The 16,782-nt window shown below is 70.6% G+C and carries 16 protein-coding genes; 13 read left to right on the top strand and 3 right to left on the bottom strand.

The window, feature by feature from the left end:
* Positions 1-38: 38 nt before the first annotated feature.
* Positions 39-1,154, bottom strand: a complete 1,116-nt coding sequence (gene serC / locus M1L60_RS22655; RefSeq protein WP_253239476.1) for a phosphoserine transaminase — start codon at positions 1,152-1,154, stop codon at positions 39-41.
* Entirely contained in the window at positions 1,151-2,263 is a 1,113-nt protein-coding gene (locus M1L60_RS22660; protein ID WP_253239477.1) for a citrate synthase 2, read from the bottom strand. Before M1L60_RS22660 ends, serC begins: the two co-directional genes overlap by 4 nt.
* Before the next feature lie 224 nt (positions 2,264-2,487).
* On the opposite strand from M1L60_RS22660, the gene pdxH reads away from it, so the two are divergent.
* The 7 genes from pdxH to M1L60_RS22695 all read left to right on the top strand — a co-directional run bounded on the left by pdxH (position 2,488) and on the right by M1L60_RS22695 (position 8,379).
* Positions 2,488-3,114 carry a pyridoxamine 5'-phosphate oxidase gene (pdxH, locus tag M1L60_RS22665; RefSeq protein WP_253239698.1) on the top strand — a complete coding sequence of 209 codons (627 nt, stop codon included), beginning with the start codon at positions 2,488-2,490 and terminating at the stop codon, positions 3,112-3,114.
* Positions 3,111-4,442 (top strand): MFS transporter, encoded by a 1,332-nt coding sequence (locus M1L60_RS22670; RefSeq protein WP_253239478.1) that lies wholly within the window; start codon positions 3,111-3,113, stop codon positions 4,440-4,442. The genes pdxH and M1L60_RS22670 overlap by 4 nt, the downstream gene beginning before the upstream one ends.
* A 10-nt stretch (positions 4,443-4,452) precedes the next feature.
* Positions 4,453-5,373 (top strand): aldose 1-epimerase family protein, encoded by a 921-nt coding sequence (locus tag M1L60_RS22675; protein ID WP_253239479.1) that lies wholly within the window; start codon positions 4,453-4,455, stop codon positions 5,371-5,373.
* Positions 5,373-6,005: a nitroreductase family protein gene (locus tag M1L60_RS22680; protein WP_253239480.1), complete on the top strand. Its 633-nt coding sequence runs from the start codon at positions 5,373-5,375 to the stop codon at positions 6,003-6,005. Before M1L60_RS22675 ends, M1L60_RS22680 begins: the two co-directional genes overlap by 1 nt.
* A gap of 40 nt (positions 6,006-6,045) precedes the next feature.
* Positions 6,046-6,339 carry a type II toxin-antitoxin system VapB family antitoxin gene (locus M1L60_RS22685; protein ID WP_202993985.1) on the top strand — a complete coding sequence of 98 codons (294 nt, stop codon included), beginning with the start codon at positions 6,046-6,048 and terminating at the stop codon, positions 6,337-6,339.
* Complete coding sequence (locus tag M1L60_RS22690) at positions 6,339-7,505, top strand: acyl-CoA dehydrogenase family protein (RefSeq protein ID WP_253239481.1); 1,167 nt, start codon at positions 6,339-6,341, stop codon at positions 7,503-7,505. The genes M1L60_RS22685 and M1L60_RS22690 overlap by 1 nt, the downstream gene beginning before the upstream one ends.
* 79 nt (positions 7,506-7,584) lie before the next feature.
* The gene (locus tag M1L60_RS22695; protein ID WP_253239482.1) at positions 7,585-8,379 is read left to right on the top strand and encodes a DUF4230 domain-containing protein; all 795 of its coding nucleotides are present in this window, start codon (positions 7,585-7,587) and stop codon (positions 8,377-8,379) included.
* Positions 8,380-8,507: 128 nt separating this feature from the next.
* On the opposite strand, the gene M1L60_RS22700 is transcribed toward M1L60_RS22695, so the two are convergent.
* Positions 8,508-8,696, bottom strand: a complete 189-nt coding sequence (locus M1L60_RS22700) for a PspC domain-containing protein (protein WP_253239483.1) — start codon at positions 8,694-8,696, stop codon at positions 8,508-8,510.
* 234 nt (positions 8,697-8,930) lie between these two features.
* On the opposite strand from M1L60_RS22700, the gene M1L60_RS22705 reads away from it, so the two are divergent.
* The 6 genes from M1L60_RS22705 (at position 8,931) to M1L60_RS22730 (ending at position 16,778) form a co-directional block, all read left to right on the top strand.
* A complete protein-coding gene (locus M1L60_RS22705; protein WP_253239484.1) occupies positions 8,931-10,814 on the top strand; it encodes a DUF5941 domain-containing protein in 1,884 nt (627 codons plus the stop codon).
* Positions 10,811-12,961: a bifunctional glycosyltransferase/CDP-glycerol:glycerophosphate glycerophosphotransferase gene (locus tag M1L60_RS22710; protein WP_253239485.1), complete on the top strand. Its 2,151-nt coding sequence runs from the start codon at positions 10,811-10,813 to the stop codon at positions 12,959-12,961. Before M1L60_RS22705 ends, M1L60_RS22710 begins: the two co-directional genes overlap by 4 nt.
* A gap of 133 nt (positions 12,962-13,094) precedes the next feature.
* Positions 13,095-14,402 (top strand): ABC transporter ATP-binding protein, encoded by a 1,308-nt coding sequence (locus M1L60_RS22715; protein ID WP_253239486.1) that lies wholly within the window; start codon positions 13,095-13,097, stop codon positions 14,400-14,402.
* A gap of 103 nt (positions 14,403-14,505) precedes the next feature.
* Positions 14,506-15,393, top strand: coding sequence for a hypothetical protein (locus tag M1L60_RS22720; protein ID WP_253239487.1), 888 nt, complete (start codon positions 14,506-14,508; stop codon positions 15,391-15,393).
* Positions 15,394-15,461: 68 nt separating this feature from the next.
* Complete coding sequence (locus M1L60_RS22725) at positions 15,462-15,950, top strand: ATP-binding protein (RefSeq protein ID WP_253239488.1); 489 nt, start codon at positions 15,462-15,464, stop codon at positions 15,948-15,950.
* An 87-nt stretch (positions 15,951-16,037) separates the two neighbouring features.
* Entirely contained in the window at positions 16,038-16,778 is a 741-nt protein-coding gene (locus M1L60_RS22730) for a beta-phosphoglucomutase family hydrolase (protein ID WP_253239489.1), read from the top strand.
* Positions 16,779-16,782: the final 4 nt, after the last annotated feature.

Consider the following 16,782-nt stretch of genomic DNA (forward strand, 5'->3'; position numbering starts at 1 on the left):
TACGCCGCCCGGGGTGACCAACAGCACTCCGGAGCCGGTCAGAGACGCTCGGCCAGGTAGTCGATGCAGGCGGTCAGCGCGGCCACGTCGGACGGCTCGACCGTGGGGTAGAGGGCGACCCGCAACTGGTTGCGACCGAGCTTGCGGTAGGGCTCGGTGTCGACGATGCCGTTGGCCCGCAGCGCCCGGGCGATCGCAGCCGCGTCGACGCCCTCGAAGTCGATCGTCGCCACCGCGGCCGAGCGCAGCTGCGGGTCGGTCACGAACGGGGTGGCGTACGAGGACTTCTCGGCCCAGCCGTAGATGACGGCGGCGCTCTCGGCGCTGCGCTTGACCGCCCAGGCCAGGCCGCCCTGCGCGTTCATCCAGTCGAGTTGCTCGGCCGCCAGGAACACCGTGGACAGGGCGGGGGTGTTGTACGTCTGCTCCAGCCGCGACTGCTCGATCGCGGTGACCAGGTCGAGGAACTGCGGAATGTAGCGGCCGCTCGCCTTGATCTCGAACGCCCGCTCGATCGCGGCCGGCGACATCAGGGCCAGCCAGAGGCCGCCGTCGGAGCCGAGCGCCTTCTGCGGGGCCAGGTAGTAGACGTCGGTCTCGCGCAGGTCGACGTCGAGGCTGCCGCCGCCGGACGTGGCGTCGGTGAGCAGCAGCGCGCCCTGGTCGGCGCCGGCCACGCGGCGGACCGGGACGGCGACACCGGTCGACGTCTCGTTCTGGACCGAGGCGTACGTGTCGACGCCGGCCTCGGCCGCGAGGAACGCCGCCTGCCCGCCCGGGGCCTGGTGCACTGTGGGCTCGGCCAGGAACGGCGCGTCCTTCACGGCCTTGACGAACTTGGCCCCGAACTCGCCGAACTCGGCGAACTGGGCCCGCTCGCGGACCAGGCCGAACGTCGCGACCTCCCAGAACGCGCTGGTGCCGCCGTTGGCCAGCACCACCTCGTAGCCGTCGGGCATCGCGAAGAACTCGGCCAGCCCGCGCCGGAGCCGGGCGACCTGGTCCTTCACCGTCTTCTGGCGGTGCGAGGTGCCGAGGAACGTGCGGGACACCGCGGCCAGCGACTCGACGCCCTCGGGGCGCACCTTGCTCGGGCCGGAGCCGAAGCGTCCGTCAACGGGCTTGATCGAGTCAGGGATCCGCAAGTCAGTCACGAGGGAATGTTATGCGAAAGGGCCTCCCAGCCCTCGATCTGCTCGGGCTTGCGGGGAGATGCTCCCACGTAGCGGACACGGGGGTAGACGTTGCGGCCCAGGCGCTTCTGTTCGAGCACATGGGCGCTCCAGCCGGCCACCCGCGCACACGTGAACATCGAGCTGAACATGTGGCCCGGCACTTCGGCGAAGTCGAGCACGACGGCCGACCAGAACTCGACGTTGGTCGGCAGCGGACGGTCGGGCTTGCGTTCCCGCAGCTCGGCGATCGCGGCCTGTTCGAGCGCCACGGCCACGTCGTACCGGGGGGCGCCGAGCTCGCGGGCCGTGCGCTTGAGCACCCGGGCCCGGGGATCTTCGGCGCGGTAGAGGCGGTGCCCGAAGCCCATCAGGCGTTCGCCGCGGTCGAGAACCTCGCGCACGTACGCCCGGGCGTCGCCACTGCGCTCGACGTCCTCGAGCATCGTGAGCACCCGGGCGGGGGCACCGCCGTCGAGCGGGCCGGACAGGGCGCCGATGCCGGACGAGATGCACGCGGCCACGTCGGCGCCGGTCGAGGCGACCACGCGGGTCGTCAGCGTGGAGGCGCTCATGCCGTGCTCGGCGGCCGAGATGAAGTAGGCGTCGACCGCCTTGACGTGCCGCGGGTCGGGTTCGCCGCGCCAGCGCCGCATGAATCGCTCGACGATCGTGCCGGCCTTGTCGATGTCTTTCTGCGGCACGGCCGGCAGGCCCAGCCCGCGGGCGGCCTGGGCCACGAAGGAGAGCGCGGTGACCGAGACCCGGGCCAGGTCGCGCCGGGCCTGCTCGTCGGAGATGTCGAGAAGCTGGGCCAGGCCCCAGTACGGCGCGAGCATGGCCACCGCCGACTGCACGTCGACCCGGATGTCGCCCGAGTGCACCGGCACCGGGAACGGCTCGGCCGGCGGCAGACCGGGCCCGAAGCGCCCGTCGACGAGCAGCCCCCAGACGTCGCCGAAGGAGACCTGACCGATCAGGTCCTCGATGTCGACGCCGCGGTATCGCAGCGCGCCACCGGCCTCGTCGGGCTCGGCGATCTCGGTCTCGAAGGCGATCACGTCCTCGAGTCCGGGCTTGAAGTCGGTCACGACCCTCCCTGGGACAGAATGCTGTAGGTGTTTCATCTTGCTCGCCGGGTAACGGCGGGTCGACCCACCGGGATGTGCTCTCCGCGACACCCATCCTCACCGACCTGACGTACGGGGCGTAGCGACTTAGGGTCGTTTGCAGTGCTAACGATCGGCCGGACACGTGAAGCCGGACACCTGACGCAGGAGCTCTTGTGACCCTCGAACCACCCTCGCCCGCGACCATGCGGCGCGACTACACCGAACGCGGGGCGCTCCTCGAGACGGATCTGGCGGCCGACTGGCGTACTCAGTTCGAGGCCTGGTTCACCGACGCCGCCGGGTTCGGGCTGGCGGAGCCGAACGCGATGATCGTTTCGACCGCGACCCCGGAGGGGCGGCCGTCGGCGCGCACGGTGCTGCTCAAGGAGTACGACGAGCGTGGGTTCGTGTTCTTCACCAACTACCACTCGCGCAAGGGCGGCGAGCTGGCCGCCAACCCGTACGCGAGCCTGGTCTTCCCGTGGTTCCCGATGCAGCGCCAGGTGCTGGTGACCGGGGCCGTCGAGCGGGTGAGCCGGGCCGAGACCGAGGCCTACTTCCCGTTGCGGCCACGCGGCTCACAGCTGGGCGCGTGGGCCAGCCCGCAGTCGTCGGTGGTGCCCGACCGGGCGGCGGTGGACGACGCTTATGCCGCCGCCGAGCAGAGGTTCGCGGGCGAACCCGTGCCCCCGCCCGAGCACTGGGGTGGGTTCCGGGTCGTGCCCGAGACGGTCGAGTTCTGGCAGGGCCGGAGCAGCCGCCTGCACGATCGACTGCGCTTCCGCCGTACGGAAAAGGAACTTTGGGTTGTGGAAAGGCTCGCACCTTGAGTCAGGACGCTGTCGAAGAGGGCGAGAAGATCGCCGAGCTGAAAGAGCGCAAATCCTGGGTGATCGACATCCGGCCGCTCAAGGTCATCGCCTACCGCCGGATGTGGGTCGGCAACGGGCTGTCGTTCTTCGGGTTCCAGTTCACCGCCGTGGCCGTGCCGGTCGAGATGTACGCGATCACGAACTCCTCGGCCTGGGTCGGCCTGCTCGGCATCGCCGGCCTGGTCCCGCTGCTGATCTTCGGACTGTGGGGCGGCGCCGCGGCCGACGTGGTCGACCGGCGCAAGTTGCTGCTGGCCAGCTCGCTCCTGGCCTGGCTGGCCACCGCCGGCCTGCTCGTCCAGGCCCTGTTCACCGTGAACAGCGCCTGGCTGCTGCTCGCGCTCACGGCCGTGCAGTCGGCCGGCTTCGCGATCAGCTCGCCCACCCGCCAGGCGATCATCCCGCGCATCGTGCCGGCCGGACTGGTGCCCGCGGCCAACACGTTGGCCTACACGACCACCACGGCCGGCGGGGTGCTCGGACCGCTGGCGGCCGGCCTGATCTTCGCGGTCTCGGGCACGGGCCACGGGGTGACGGTCGCCTACGCCGTCGACGCGCTGCTCTTCACCATCTCGTTCTGGGCCACCTGGAAGCTGCCGCCGATCCCGCCGGTCGAGCACGAGCCGGGCGAACAACGGCCCACCGCCGGTCTGCGCGGCATCCTGGTCGGCCTGCGGTTCCTGGTGACCCAGCCGGTGTTGCTGCTGTCGTTCGCGGTCGACATCGTGGCCATGGTCTTCGCCATGCCGCGGGCGCTGTTCCCCGAGGTGGCGGCCGACCGGTTCGGCGGTGACGCGGCGGTCGGCTGGCTGTTCGCGGCCATCGCCATCGGCTCGGTCGTCGGCGGGCTGACCTCGGGCTGGATCGGCCGGGTGAAACGGCAGGGCGTGGCCCTGGTGGTCGCCGTGGTGGCCTGGGGCGTGGCCATCGGGCTGTCCGGGCTGGCCCACAGCCTGTGGCTGATGGTGCTGCTGCTGGCCGTGGGCGGGGCGGCCGACCTGGTCAGCGCGGTCTACCGGCAGTCGATCCTGCAGGTCTACGCGCCCGACCGGCTCCGGGGCCGGCTGCAGGGCGTTTTCACCGTCGTGGTGGCCGGTGGCCCGCGCCTGGGCGACCTGCGGGCCGGGGCCACAGCCGACCTCACCTCGACCACGGCGTCGTGGGCCGGGGGCGGCTTCGCGGCGGCCGGTCTGGCCGTCATCCTGGCCGTCGCCTTCCCGGCCCTGGTGAGGTATCGGCCACCCGAGGCCCCGGCAGCCGACACCGGCGACGAGGCGAACCGATAATGTCCAAGCCATGACGAGTGTCGTTGCCGCGAAGTCCGGCACCCAGTGGTCCATCGAGGCGGACGGGCAGAGCGCCGTCGTCGTGGAGGTCGGCGGCACGCTCCGCGGCTACTCCGTCGGCGACGTCCAGGTGCTCGACGGCTTCGAGGCGGACGAGCTGTCCCCGGCCTCGGCCGGTCAGATCCTGGCCCCGTGGCCCAACCGCATCCGCGACGGGCAGTACACGTTCGAGGAGCAGAAGTACCAGCTCTCGCTGACCGAGCCGGCCCGCAACAACGCCATCCACGGCCTGGTCAACTGGAGCCGCTGGACGCTGGTCGAGCAGAACGCGTCGGCGCTGACCCTCGAGTACGAGCTGCCGGCCCAGATCGGTTACCCGTGGTGGCTGACCCTGCGGACGACCTGGTCGATCTCGGCCGCCGGTCTGCGCTGCGACCAGTCGGTCGTCAACAACTCGGCGGCCAACGCGCCCTGGGGCTACTCGGTGCACCCCTATGTGCAGCTGCCCGGCGTCAGCGTCGACGACACGCTGCTGCACGTGCCGGGGAGCAAGCGAATCGTGGCCGACGCCCGCCTGCTGCCGATCGGGGCCGGCTCGGTGGCCGGCACCGAGTTCGACTTCACCGAGCCCCGCAAGATCGGTGACCTGGTGCTCGACAGCACCTTCGGCGACATCGCCCACGACGCCGACGGCATCACCGAGGTGACCATCGCCGACCCGTCCTCCGACCGCAAGGTCGTGGTCTGGGCCGACGACAAGTTCAAGTACTGGCAGGTGTTCACGGGCGACACGCTGCACGGCGAGCGGTTCCGCCGCTCGGTGGCGATCGAGCCGATGACCTGCCCGCCCGACTCCTTCCGCACCGGCCGCGACCTGATCGTGCTGGCGCCGGGCGAGCGCTGGACGGCGTCGTGGGGGATCAAGGGCTGATGGAGTTCGACGAGGTGGTCCGCCGGCGGCGGATGATTCGCAGCTACGACCCCGACCGCCCGGTCCCGGCCGAGATCCTCGACAAGGTCGTGCAGCACGGTCTGCGCGCGCCGAGCGCCGGGTTCTCGCAGGGCTGGGGCTTCCTGGTGCTCACCGCCCAGAAGGACCGCGACCTCTACTGGGAGTCGACGACCGAGGGCGACCTGGGCGACGCCAAGACGGACGAGGCGTGGAAGGGCGACTGGCTGACCCGCATGCGGACCGCCCCGGCGATCATCGTCTGCCTGTCCAACAAGTCGGCCTACCTCGAGCGGTACGCCCAGCCCGACAAGGGGTGGACCGACCGCAGCGAATCGCACTGGCCGGTGCCGTACTGGGACATCGACACCGGCTTCGCCGCGCTGCTCATGCACCTGAGCGCGGTCAACGAAGAGCTGGCGTCGTGCTTCTTCGGCATCCCGGTGCCGACCGTCCAGACCTTCAAGGACGCGTTCGGGGTCCCGGCCGAGTACACGCCGATCGGCACCCTGACCGTCGGCTATCGGGCACCGGACAAGAGGTCTCCGTCACTCAAGCGCGGGCACCGGCCGGTGGACGATGTGGTGCATCATGGCCGATGGGCCGCGGGCTAGGCTGGGCAGACATTCGACGCTTCGGAGAGGGGGATCGGCCATGATCTTCAAGGCGGTCCGGGACGGTGCTCCCTATCCCGACCATCACACGACCCTCAAGGCGTGGGCCGAGATCCCGCCGCGGCCGATCCGGCTGGCCGACCTGATCACGACCAAACGCGAGCTCGCCCTCGACAAGCTGCTGGCCGAGGATTCGACGTTCTACGGCGACCTCTTCCCGCACGTCGTCGAATACCAGGGGCACCTCTACCTGGAAGACGGCTTGCACCGCGCGTTGCGGGCGGCGCTGCAACAGCGCAACCAGATCCACGCGCGGGTCCTGGTCGTCGACTGATGGTCGCGCCGCTGGATCTCCTCGACCTCGACACGCTGCTCAACGACGAGGAAAGGGACATCCGCGCCGTCGTGCGCCGGGTGGCCGACGACAAGGTCCGGCCGCACGTCGCCGGCTGGTACGAGAACGGCCAGGTTCCCGTACGCGAGCTGGCCCGCGAATTCGGCAAGCTCGGTCTGCTCGGCATGCACCTCACCGGGTACGGCTGCGCCGGCGCCTCCGCGGTCGCCTACGGCGTGGCCTGCATGGAGCTCGAGGCGGCCGACTCCGGCGTCCGTTCGCTGGTCAGCGTGCAGGGCTCGCTGGCCATGTACGCGATCTGGAAGTACGGGTCGGAGGAGCAGAAGCAGCGCTGGCTGCCCGGCATGGCGGCCGGCGAGCTGATCGGCTGCTTCGGCCTGACCGAGCCCGATCACGGCTCCGACCCGGCCAACATGTCGACCCGGGCCCGGCGCGACGGCGCCGACTGGGTGCTCGACGGCGGCAAGATGTGGATCACCAACGCGCCGCTGGCCGACGTCGCGGTGATCTGGGCCCGGGGCGAGGAGGGCGTGTTCGGCTTCGCCGTGCCCACCGACACCCCCGGCTTCACGGCCCGCGAGATCAAGAACAAGATGTCGCTGCGGGCGTCCAGCACGGGTGAGATCACCCTCGACGGCGTGCGCCTGCCCGAGAGCGCGCGGCTGCCCGAGGCGCGCGGCCTCAAGGCGCCGCTGTCGTGCCTGACCGAGGCTCGCTTCGGCATCATCTGGGGCTCGATGGGGGCGGCGCGCGACTGCCTGCGGGTGGCGATCGACTACGCGACCACGCGTGAACAGTTCGGCCGGCCGATCGGCGGCTTCCAGCTGACCCAGGCCAAGCTGGCCGACATGTCGCTCGAGCTGCAGAAGGGCTTTCTGCTCGCGCTGCACCTGGGGCGGCTGCGCGACTCGGCCGGCGCGTTGCGGCCCGAGCAGGTCAGCGTGGGCAAGCTCAACAACGTGCGCGAGGCGATCGCGATCGCCCGCACCTGCCGGACGATTCTCGGCGGGAACGGGATCAGTGGGGAATATCCCGTTATGCGCCATGCGAACAATCTCGAGAGCGTCCTCACCTACGAGGGAACTTCCGAGATCCATCAGCTGATCATCGGCCAGAAATTGACCGGATTGAACGCTTTCGCCTGAGGTTCGATCGGTCCGCGGGGCCCGGCCCTAGCGAGCCGGTCGACCTGCGAATGTCGCACCCCCCTCGTACCGTGATGTCATGGCCAAGTCACCGGAAGATGTCTCCACCGATGTCTCCGCGCGCGATGGCGTCGGCGAGCCGACGCGTGAATATCCGGCTCTGCCGCCGACGGCCGAGCCGCCTTCCGCCGGGCCGCCAGCGGCCGGCCCCGGGCAGCCGCCGTCCCGGATCAGCGGCTTCGCCCGCCTGCTGATCTTCACGTTCTTCGTCTTCGCGCTCATGGTCGCGACCTGTCTCGGCCTGCGCGCGGTCAACGTCCTGCCGGGGTTCGACAACCCGTTCAGCGACAAGACCACCGACCGCAGCCAGCCCGTGCTGCTGCAGTCGATGCGCGACCTCAGCCGCTACGTCGCGGCCGACGGCACCTTCCAGGTCATCGTCGACCTGCAGGAAAACAAGGAGAACATCCCCGACTTCCTGGTCAACCGCCGCACGCTGTTCGTCGGCTCGGGCACCGTCGAGGAGTACGTCGAGTTCGGCTCGCTCTCCGACAAGGCGCTGGTCGTCGATGAAGAGAAGAACACGGTGACGATCACGCTGCCGCCGCCGCAGCAGGGCACGGCCAACCTCGACATGCAGAAGAGCTACGTCGTGGCCGAGGAGCGGGGTCTGCTCAACCGCTTCGGTGACGCCTTCAAGAGCGACCCCGGCAAGCAGCAGCAGGTGTACGCCCTGGCCCAGCAGCGCATCACCGAGGCCGCCCGGGCCAGCGGGCTCGACGAGCGGGCCAAGCAGAACACCGAGAACATGCTCGAGAGCCTGTTCACGCGGCTCGGCTACGCGACGGTGACGGTGACTTTCAGCAGTCCGTGAGTCAGCGCAGACAGAGCCGCCCGGCGCCGGAGAAGGCGCCGGGCGGCTCTGTGCGAAAGGGGTGGACCGGGCGCCGCCGTTCCGGGGGCGGGGGCAACGGCGCCCGGTGGATCAAGGGCCGTAGCCGGTCACTCGTTGGGCAGCAGGGCCCACAGGATGAGGTAGATCAGGAACTGCGGCCCGGGCAGCAGGATCGAGACCACGAAGATCAGCCGCATGACGCCGGACGACACGCCGAAGCGGCGGGCCAGACCGGAGCAGACACCGGCGACCCAGCGGTCGTCCCGGGGGCGAGCGAGACGGCGAGTCACAGTCACTTCACTCCTTCTCCTACGAGTTCCGGCTTGCTTGCCGGTTCTACTTCGACGGTAGGTGCGCGGTGACCGTCCGCCCTCGGTCCCCAGGTGGAGACGGGCGTCCCGGCTCCCGTAAGGGTGACCCGTACCCCCGTACCCTGCGCTGTTAACCTGGGTGCCGATTTCCGGCTTCTCGGGCGTTCCCCGCAGGCCGCCGGTCTTTCCTCGATGTGCAGGCCGCAGCCCGTCTCTTCGATGCCACCCTTGGAGGCGCACGGTGACTTCCCGGTGACGCTGGCCGTTCTGACCGGCGCCGGCCACACTCTCGACCCCGCGGAGTCGGCCCGGCTCGCCGAGGAGCTCACCGGCGCCCTGCGCGCGGCCGGCGCCAGCGCGGTCGAGACCGGTCCGGCCGCTCTGACCAGGGTCGTCGAACGGGCCCGGCAGTCGCACGAGGGCGTGCTGATCAGCGCCGGCAACCTGGTCGCGCACCCCGCTCTGCTGTGGATGCTGGCCACCGAGCCGGCCGGTCGCACCACCGTCCTGGTCGTCCCCGACCCCGACGGCGACCTGCGTGACGACCGCGGCAAGGTGCTGTCCGCGACCGACGGCCCGGGCACCGTGCGCTACGGCGGCGCGATGTGGGTCGCCCCGGCCGACCTGCCGCTGCTGGCCACGGTGGCCGACCGCCCCGACCTGCTGCCGGCGCTGCTCGAGGCCGGTCTGGTGCCCGTGGCCACGCCGCTGCGGCTGCTGCGAGCCGAACTCGTGCACGACACCGCGGAGCTGACCCGGGCCCGGGCCGAGGTGGCCGCGGTCGACGAGGACAAGGCCCGCCTGCGGATGGCCGTGAAGGAGAAGGACGACTTCTTCACCACGTACGCCGTGAGCACCTGGTCGCCGTTGGTCACCAAACTCTCGGCCCGGCTGCGGCTGACCCCGAGCGGTGTCACGGCGATCTCGGTGCTGTTCGCGGTGGCCGCCGCGCTCGCCTTCTGGCAGGCCTCCCGGCCCGCCCTGATCGCCGGTGGCATCCTGCTCTACCTGGGCTTCGTGCTCGACTGCGTGGATGGTCAGCTGGCCCGCTACACGCGGCGGTTCGGCGCCTTCGGCGGCTGGCTCGACACGATGGCCGACCGGGCCAAGGAGTACGCGGCCTACGCCGGGCTCGCGGCCGGGGCCGAGCGCGTCGGTCTGCCGTACGCGTGGCCGCTCGCCATCACCGCGATCGTGCTGCAGACCGTGCGGCACATGACCGACGCCTGGTACGGCGCGCTGCACGACGAGGCCGCGGCCCACCCGCGCCCGCAGGCCGCCGGCGGGGTCGGGGCCCGGCTCAGCGCGGCGTCGACCCGGGTGCAGGGGGACACCGGCTCGGTCGCGTACTGGTTGAAGCGGATCGTCGTCTTCCCGATCGGCGAGCGCTGGGCTCTGCTGTCGGTGCTGGCGATCTTCACCGACGGGCGCGTCGCCCTGGCCGCCACTGTCGCCTGCGGGCTCGTCGCGTTCGCGTACACCCTGGGTCTGCGGTCGCTGCGGGCGCTGAGCATGCGGGTCGGCGTGCTTGACAAATTGGACACGGCCCGCTTCCGGGACGACGGCTTCCTGGTGCGCCGAGTGCTGGGCCGGGCCGGGTTGCCGGCGCCGCTGGCCCTCGCCGCCCTCGCCGCGGTGGCCGCGTTCGCCCTGGTGGCGACTCTGCTGGCGGGCTGGCTGGAACCGCCGGCCAAGATCGCCGTCGTCGTGCTGATCGTTGTCGTGCTGGGCGCCGGTCTGCCGGCCCGGGCCCGGCACGGCGGCCCGCTCGACTGGTTGATCCCGGCCGCGCTGCGGGCCGCTGAATTCCTCACCGTCGTCGCCGTCGGCATCGCCGGATCGGTGCCGACGCCGGTGACGTTCCTGCTGATCTTCGTGCTGACGCTCCACCACTACGACCTCGTGGCCCGGATGGAGAAGGGCGCACCGACCGGGCGGGCCACGGGGGACCTGCTCGGCTGGGACGGCCGGATCGTGCTGCTCGCCGTGGCCACGCTGGGCGGCTTCCCGGCCGACGGCATGGTGGTGGTGGCCGTGGTGGTCGGTGCGACGTTCCTGTTCAACACGATCGCCGACTGGCGGACAGGTGGCCCCCGCCCGTGACCTTCCTCAGCATCGTCCTGCCGGTCTACAAGGTGCAGGGTTACCTGCGGCAGTGCCTCGACTCGCTGCTCAGTCAGTCGTTCACTGACTTCGAGATCGTGGCCGTCGACGACCGCTCACCCGACTACAGCGGCGAGATCCTGGCCGAGTACGCCGCCCGCGACCCCCGCGTCCGCGTGGTGACCGCGCCCGAGAACCTCGGCCTGGGCCGCGCCCGCAACCTGGGCCTGGAGCACGCCACCGGCGAGTACGTCTGGTTCGTCGACTCCGACGACTGGCTCACCGAGGGCACGCTCAACGCGGTGGCCGAACGCCTGCGCGAGACCGACGCCGACCTGCTGATCGTCGGCTGGGACCGGGTCCACTGGGACGGCCGGGTGCAGGCCGGCACGGCTCGCAAGTCGCTGGCCGCGGCGCCCGGCGTCTTCTCGGCCGAGCAGTGGCCCCAGGTGCTCAACATCCTGCACGTGGCCTGGAACAAGGTCGTTCGGCGCGAGTTCCTGCTGCGCCTCGGCTTCGTCTTCGAGGCCGGCTGGTACGAGGACGTCTCGTTCTCGTTCCCGGTGATGCTGGCCGCGCCCCGGATCAGCACCCTGCCCCGCACCTGCGTGCACTACCGGCAGCGGCGGACCGGCGCGATCACCCGTACGAAGGGGGACCGGCACTTCGAGGTCTTCGACCACTGGGAGCACGCGCAGGCCCTGGCCACGAAGTACGCGTCGCCCACGGACGAGGTGCGGGGGCTGCTCTTCCGGCGGATGATCTGGCACTTCCTGCGGGTGCTGCGGCACGACGAGCGGGTGCCCCGGGAGTCGCAGGCCCGGTTCTTCGGGCGGATGTCCGAGATGTACAAGACGTACCTGCCGCCCAGCGGCTATCCGGTGCCGGCGCGGGCCGAGGGTCTGCGCTACCGCATGGTGGCCAACAACTCCTACCGGACACTGCGCCTGTTCGACTTCGCGATCGGCCGGGCCCGCCGGAGCAAGCGGCTGCTGCGCCGCGCGGCCGGCTGGGTCAAGCGGCGGACCCGGCAGGCCGCCGGGCAGGTCTATTACCGGGTGCAGCTGCGGCTGCCGGTCGACCAGTCGCTCGCGCTCTACGGGGCGTACTGGTTCCGCGGGGTCAGCTGCAACCCGGCGGCGATCGCGGCCAAGGCGGCCGAGCTCGCGCCCCACCTGCGGCCGGTCTGGGTGGTGGCCGAGCCGTACGCGAAGGCGATGCCGGCCGGCGTCGACCACGTGGTGGCGGGCACGCTGCCTTACTACCGCGCGATCGCCCGGGCCCGCTACCTGGTCAACAACGTGAACTGGCCGAACCGGCTGGTCAAGCGGCGGGGCACCACCCACGTCATGACCCACCACGGCACCCCGCTGAAGAAGATGGGCGCCGACCAGGCCGATCATCCGGCCGGGGTGAAGGACGCCGACTTCCGGGCCCAGATGGTCCGGGCCGACCGCTGGGACTTCAGCGTCACGTCCAACCCGTTCACCACGATCGCCTGGGAGTCGGCCTATCCCTGCGCGCACGAGACGCTCGAGGTGGGCTACCCGCGCAACGACCGGCTGGCCACCGCCACCGCGGCCGACAGCGCCGCCGCCCGGGAGCGGCTCGGCATCCCGGCCGACCGGCGGGTGGTGCTTTACATGCCGACCCACCGCGAGTGGCTGCCGGCCGGGCGGCGCGTGCTCGACACCGAACGGTTCGCCGAGGAGCTCGGGCCGGACTGGACGTTGCTGGTGCGTGAGCACTACTTCACGAGCCCGGCCGAGCCCGCCTCGGGGGCGGCGGTCGACGTCTCGGACCACCCGGTGGTCGAGGATCTCTACCTCGCGGCGGACGTGCTGCTCACCGACTACTCGTCGGCGATGTTCGACTTCGCCGTGCTCGACCGGCCGGTCGTGGTCTTCGCGCCGGACTGGCCGGTCTACCGCGACGTCCGCGGCGTCTACTTCGATCTGCTGACCGAGCCGCCGGGCGCGGTCAGCACCGACTACGCGGCGCTGGTCGGGCTCTTCCGGAGCGGGGCGTACGGGGACGACCGGGCCGCGGCGACTCGGGCCGATTTCCGTGCCCGTTTCTGCTCACTCGACGACGGCCACGCGGCGGAACGCGTAGTTCGCCGGGTTTTCCTCGACAAAAAGCAGTAATCACGCCGTTACCCTGCGCAAATGGCCTGTTCACCCGATGGTGTGACATCGATACTCCTCGTCAAATTAGGCCGATCGCCGGCCGTCGTGGGACCGGGATCACATTGATGTTGCCCGGCAGGGGAGGTAGGCGGTGTCGACCGTCTCGCTCAAGGACGTCACGAAGGTGTGGCCCGACGGCACCATGGCCGTCAACCACGTCAGCCTGGACGTCGACGACGGTGAGTTCTTGGTTCTCCTCGGGCCGTCGGGCTGCGGAAAATCCACGATCCTCCGGATGATCGCCGGTCTGGAGGACCCGACCGAGGGCGACATCCTGCTCAACGGGGACCCGGTGCTCGAGCTGGCGCCGCGCGACCGCAGCATCGCCATGGTCTTCCAGGACTTCGCGCTCTACCCGCACATGACGGTGGGCGACAACATCGGCTTCCCGCTGAAGCTGTCGGGCATCGAGCCCAGCCCGCGCGGCGAGCGGGTCGGCGACGTGGCATCCGCGCTGGGCATCGGGGACGTGCTGCGGCGCAAGCCGAGCCAGCTCTCCGGCGGCCAGCGGCAGCGGGTGGCGATGGGCCGGGCCATCGTGCGCCGCCCCGGCCTCTTCCTGATGGACGAGCCGCTCTCCAACCTCGACAGCGGCCTGCGGGCCGAACTGCGGGCCGAGATCACCAGCCTGACCCGCGAGCTCGGCGTCACCACCATGTACGTCACCCACGACCAGGCCGAGGCGCTGACCATGGCCGACCGGGTGGCGATCATGCGCAAGGGCGTCCTGCAGGACATCGGTACGCCGACCGAGGTGTACGGGCGGCCGGCCACCCTCTATGTGGCCGCCTTCCTGGGTGCCCCGCGGATGAACCTGCTCGAGGCGTCGGTCTATGTGCACCTCGAGCGCTACATCGAGCTCAACTTCGGCGAGCAGGCCCTCTACCTGCCCTGGAACGACATCCGGGCCCGGGCCGTGGCGCACTACCACGGCGAGCGGATCGTGGTCGGCATGCGGGCCGAGGCGCTCACCCCGGTCGCCCCCGACGTGCCGGGCGACGTGCTGCGCGGCCGCATCCGCTACCTGGAGCACCACGGGCACGAGTCGCTGGCCTACCTCGACATCGGCGCGACCGCGATCCACCTCGACGACCCGGGCACGCGGGCCCGCGACGACGAGGAGCCGGCCGGGGGGCCGCTCAAGCGGATCGGCGGGGCCCTGCAGCGGCTGGCCGGTCGCTCGAACGGGTCGTCCGGAAACGCCGCCGCCCGCGAGACCGGCCCGGAGAGTGTGCTCAACGACCCGGGGCGGCATCACCGGCGCCCGGCCGAGCTGGGCGTGCGCCTGGCGCCCTATCCGCCGGTCACGGCCGGACATCCGCTCTCGGTCGCCGTACGCATGGACGCTCTGCACTTCTTCGACGAGCGGGGCGACCGCATCGACGTCGGCTGGCGCTGAAAACCTCGCTCTTCCCCTGTGTTGCACCCATGGCGTACCGTTCCGCCCACACGTCGGTGCGATGGCGTATCGACGATACGGACCCGACCTTGGGGGTAGGCACGTGGCGAACGCGTCCGGACTCTTGGTTATCGAGCGCATCCTGCGCGACAAACAGGGCATCTGGCAGCAGATCGTGGAGGACCGCGAGCTGCCGCGGCTGACCGTTCAGATGCTGATCAGCTCGGTGGCGGCCCTCGCCGTCTACGGGGCGGTGCTCGGCTCGTTCCACAGCGTGCTGATGGCGCTGACCTCGGCGGTGAAGCTGCCGCTGCTGTTCATGGTCACGCTGGCCATCTGCCTGCCCACCCTGTACCTGTTCAACCTGGTGTTCGGGGCCCGGCTGTCGATCCGGCAGTCGCTCTCGCTGGTGATGGTGGCGCTGACGGTGACCGCCATGCTGGCGCTGGCGTTCGCCCCGATCAGCCTGTTCTTCCTGATCACGGCGCCCGACTACGCGTTCTTCAAGCTGCTCAACGTGGCCATCCTGGCGCTGTCGGCGCTGGTCGGCCTGCGGTTCCTGACCGGCGGCATGAAGGTGCTGAACGAGCACGGGCTGCTGGCCCCGGCTGTCGCCGCACCGGCCGTTCCCGCAGCCGCGCCCGCTGCCGTTCCGGCGGCTGAGCCGGCCAAGGAACTGGTGCCGGCCAACGGCGCTGCCCCGGCCGCCGCCGCGGGCCCGGCCCCGATCCTCATGCCGGTGCAGCCGCCGGTCGTGCAGATCCCGCCCGGTTTCCCGCAGCACCCGCGTCCGCGACCGCCGCAGCCGGCCGCGCCGCCGAGCATGACCCTGATGTACATCTGGATCTTGCTCTTCGGCTTCGTCGGCACCCAGCTGGCGTGGACGCTCCGGCCGTTCTTCGGCAGCCCCGACAAGGACTTCAGCCTGTACCGGGACATCGACGGCAACTTCTATGCGGAGATTTTCCGGACGATCGCCGACCTGTTCTGATTCTCATCCGTGGCTGATCATGGACGCGTGGTGCCACCACGGTGGCACACCGCGTAGGCTGCACTGCGGTGGAGGACACAGTGAAGCAGGGTGTGCGGCCGGCTCCGGTGACGGAGGCGGTCCTTGCCGAGCCGTCATCCCGCGGCACCGGCCGGTTGGCCGACCGCCGTTTCGGCCGCGACGACATCGCCCTGGTCCGCCACGAGGTCTCGGCCCGCCTGCGTGAGGCCGGGCTCGGCGGTGACCGTCTGCACGGCTTCATCCTGGCCGTCAACGAGGTCGTCACCAACGTCGTGCTGCACGCCGGGGGCGCCGGTCGGCTGCTGCTCTGGGTCTCCGGCGGCTCGGCCTGGTGCTCGGTCACCGATTCGGGCCCCGGCATCCCCGCGCGCTTCCTGGCCGCACCCGACGTGCCCGAGGCGTTCGAGGTCGGCGGCCGGGGCATCTGGCTCGCCTACCAACTGTGCGACGAGGTCACGGTCGCGACCGGCCCGATCGGTACCACGGTCGGGTTGCGGATCTTGCTCGCCACGCCGGTTGACACAAGCTCGCAATAGCACTTTGAACTGGGCGTAAACGCGCCCTCAAAACGTGAAGCTGCCCTTCCGGACTCATGGGTGCGCAGGTGCGACTACATTGGGCCCGTGCTCGGACTACCTACTCACGTGACTGCATGCCTTTTCGATCTTGACGGCGTGCTCACCCAGACCGCCCTTGTGCACAATGCTGCCTGGAAGCTGACCTTCGACGAGTTCCTCGAGAAGTGGTCGGCGCAGCATGGGCAGGAGTTCGTGCCCTTCGACTCCGGCGCCGACTACCACCAGTACGTCGACGGCCGGCAGCGCGCCGACGGTGTTCGCACCTTCCTGGCCTCTCGTGGCATCACCCTTCCCGAGGGCACCCCGGACGACGGTCCCGACCTGCAGACCGTGAACGGCGTCGGCAACCGCAAGAACCTGCTCGTCCTGCAGAAGATCAAGGAGGGCGCCGTCCAGGTCTACGACGGATCGGTGACCTACCTGAAGGCCGCGCGCGACGCCGGCCTGCGCCGGGCCGTCGTGTCCGCGAGCGCCAACTGCAAGGACGTGCTGGAGGCAGCCGGTATCGCGGACCTCATAGAGGTGCGCGTGGACGGCATCACCGCCCGTGAGCAAAACTTGCCTGGCAAGCCCGCACCCGACACCTTCCTCCTCGCCGCCCAGCAGCTCGGCGTCCCGCCCGAGAACTGCGCGGTCTACGAGGACGCTCTGGCCGGGGTCGCGGCGGGTCACGCGGGCAAGTTCGGGATCACGATCGGGGTTGACCGCGTGGGTCAGACTCAGGCCCTTCTGGACAACGGTGCCGACATTGTTGTCACCGACCTGTCCGAACTCCTGACGCGCTGAACGC

The organism is Paractinoplanes aksuensis (assembly GCF_024137025.1).
GTDB classification, from domain to species: Bacteria; Actinomycetota; Actinomycetes; order Mycobacteriales; family Micromonosporaceae; genus Actinoplanes; species Actinoplanes aksuensis.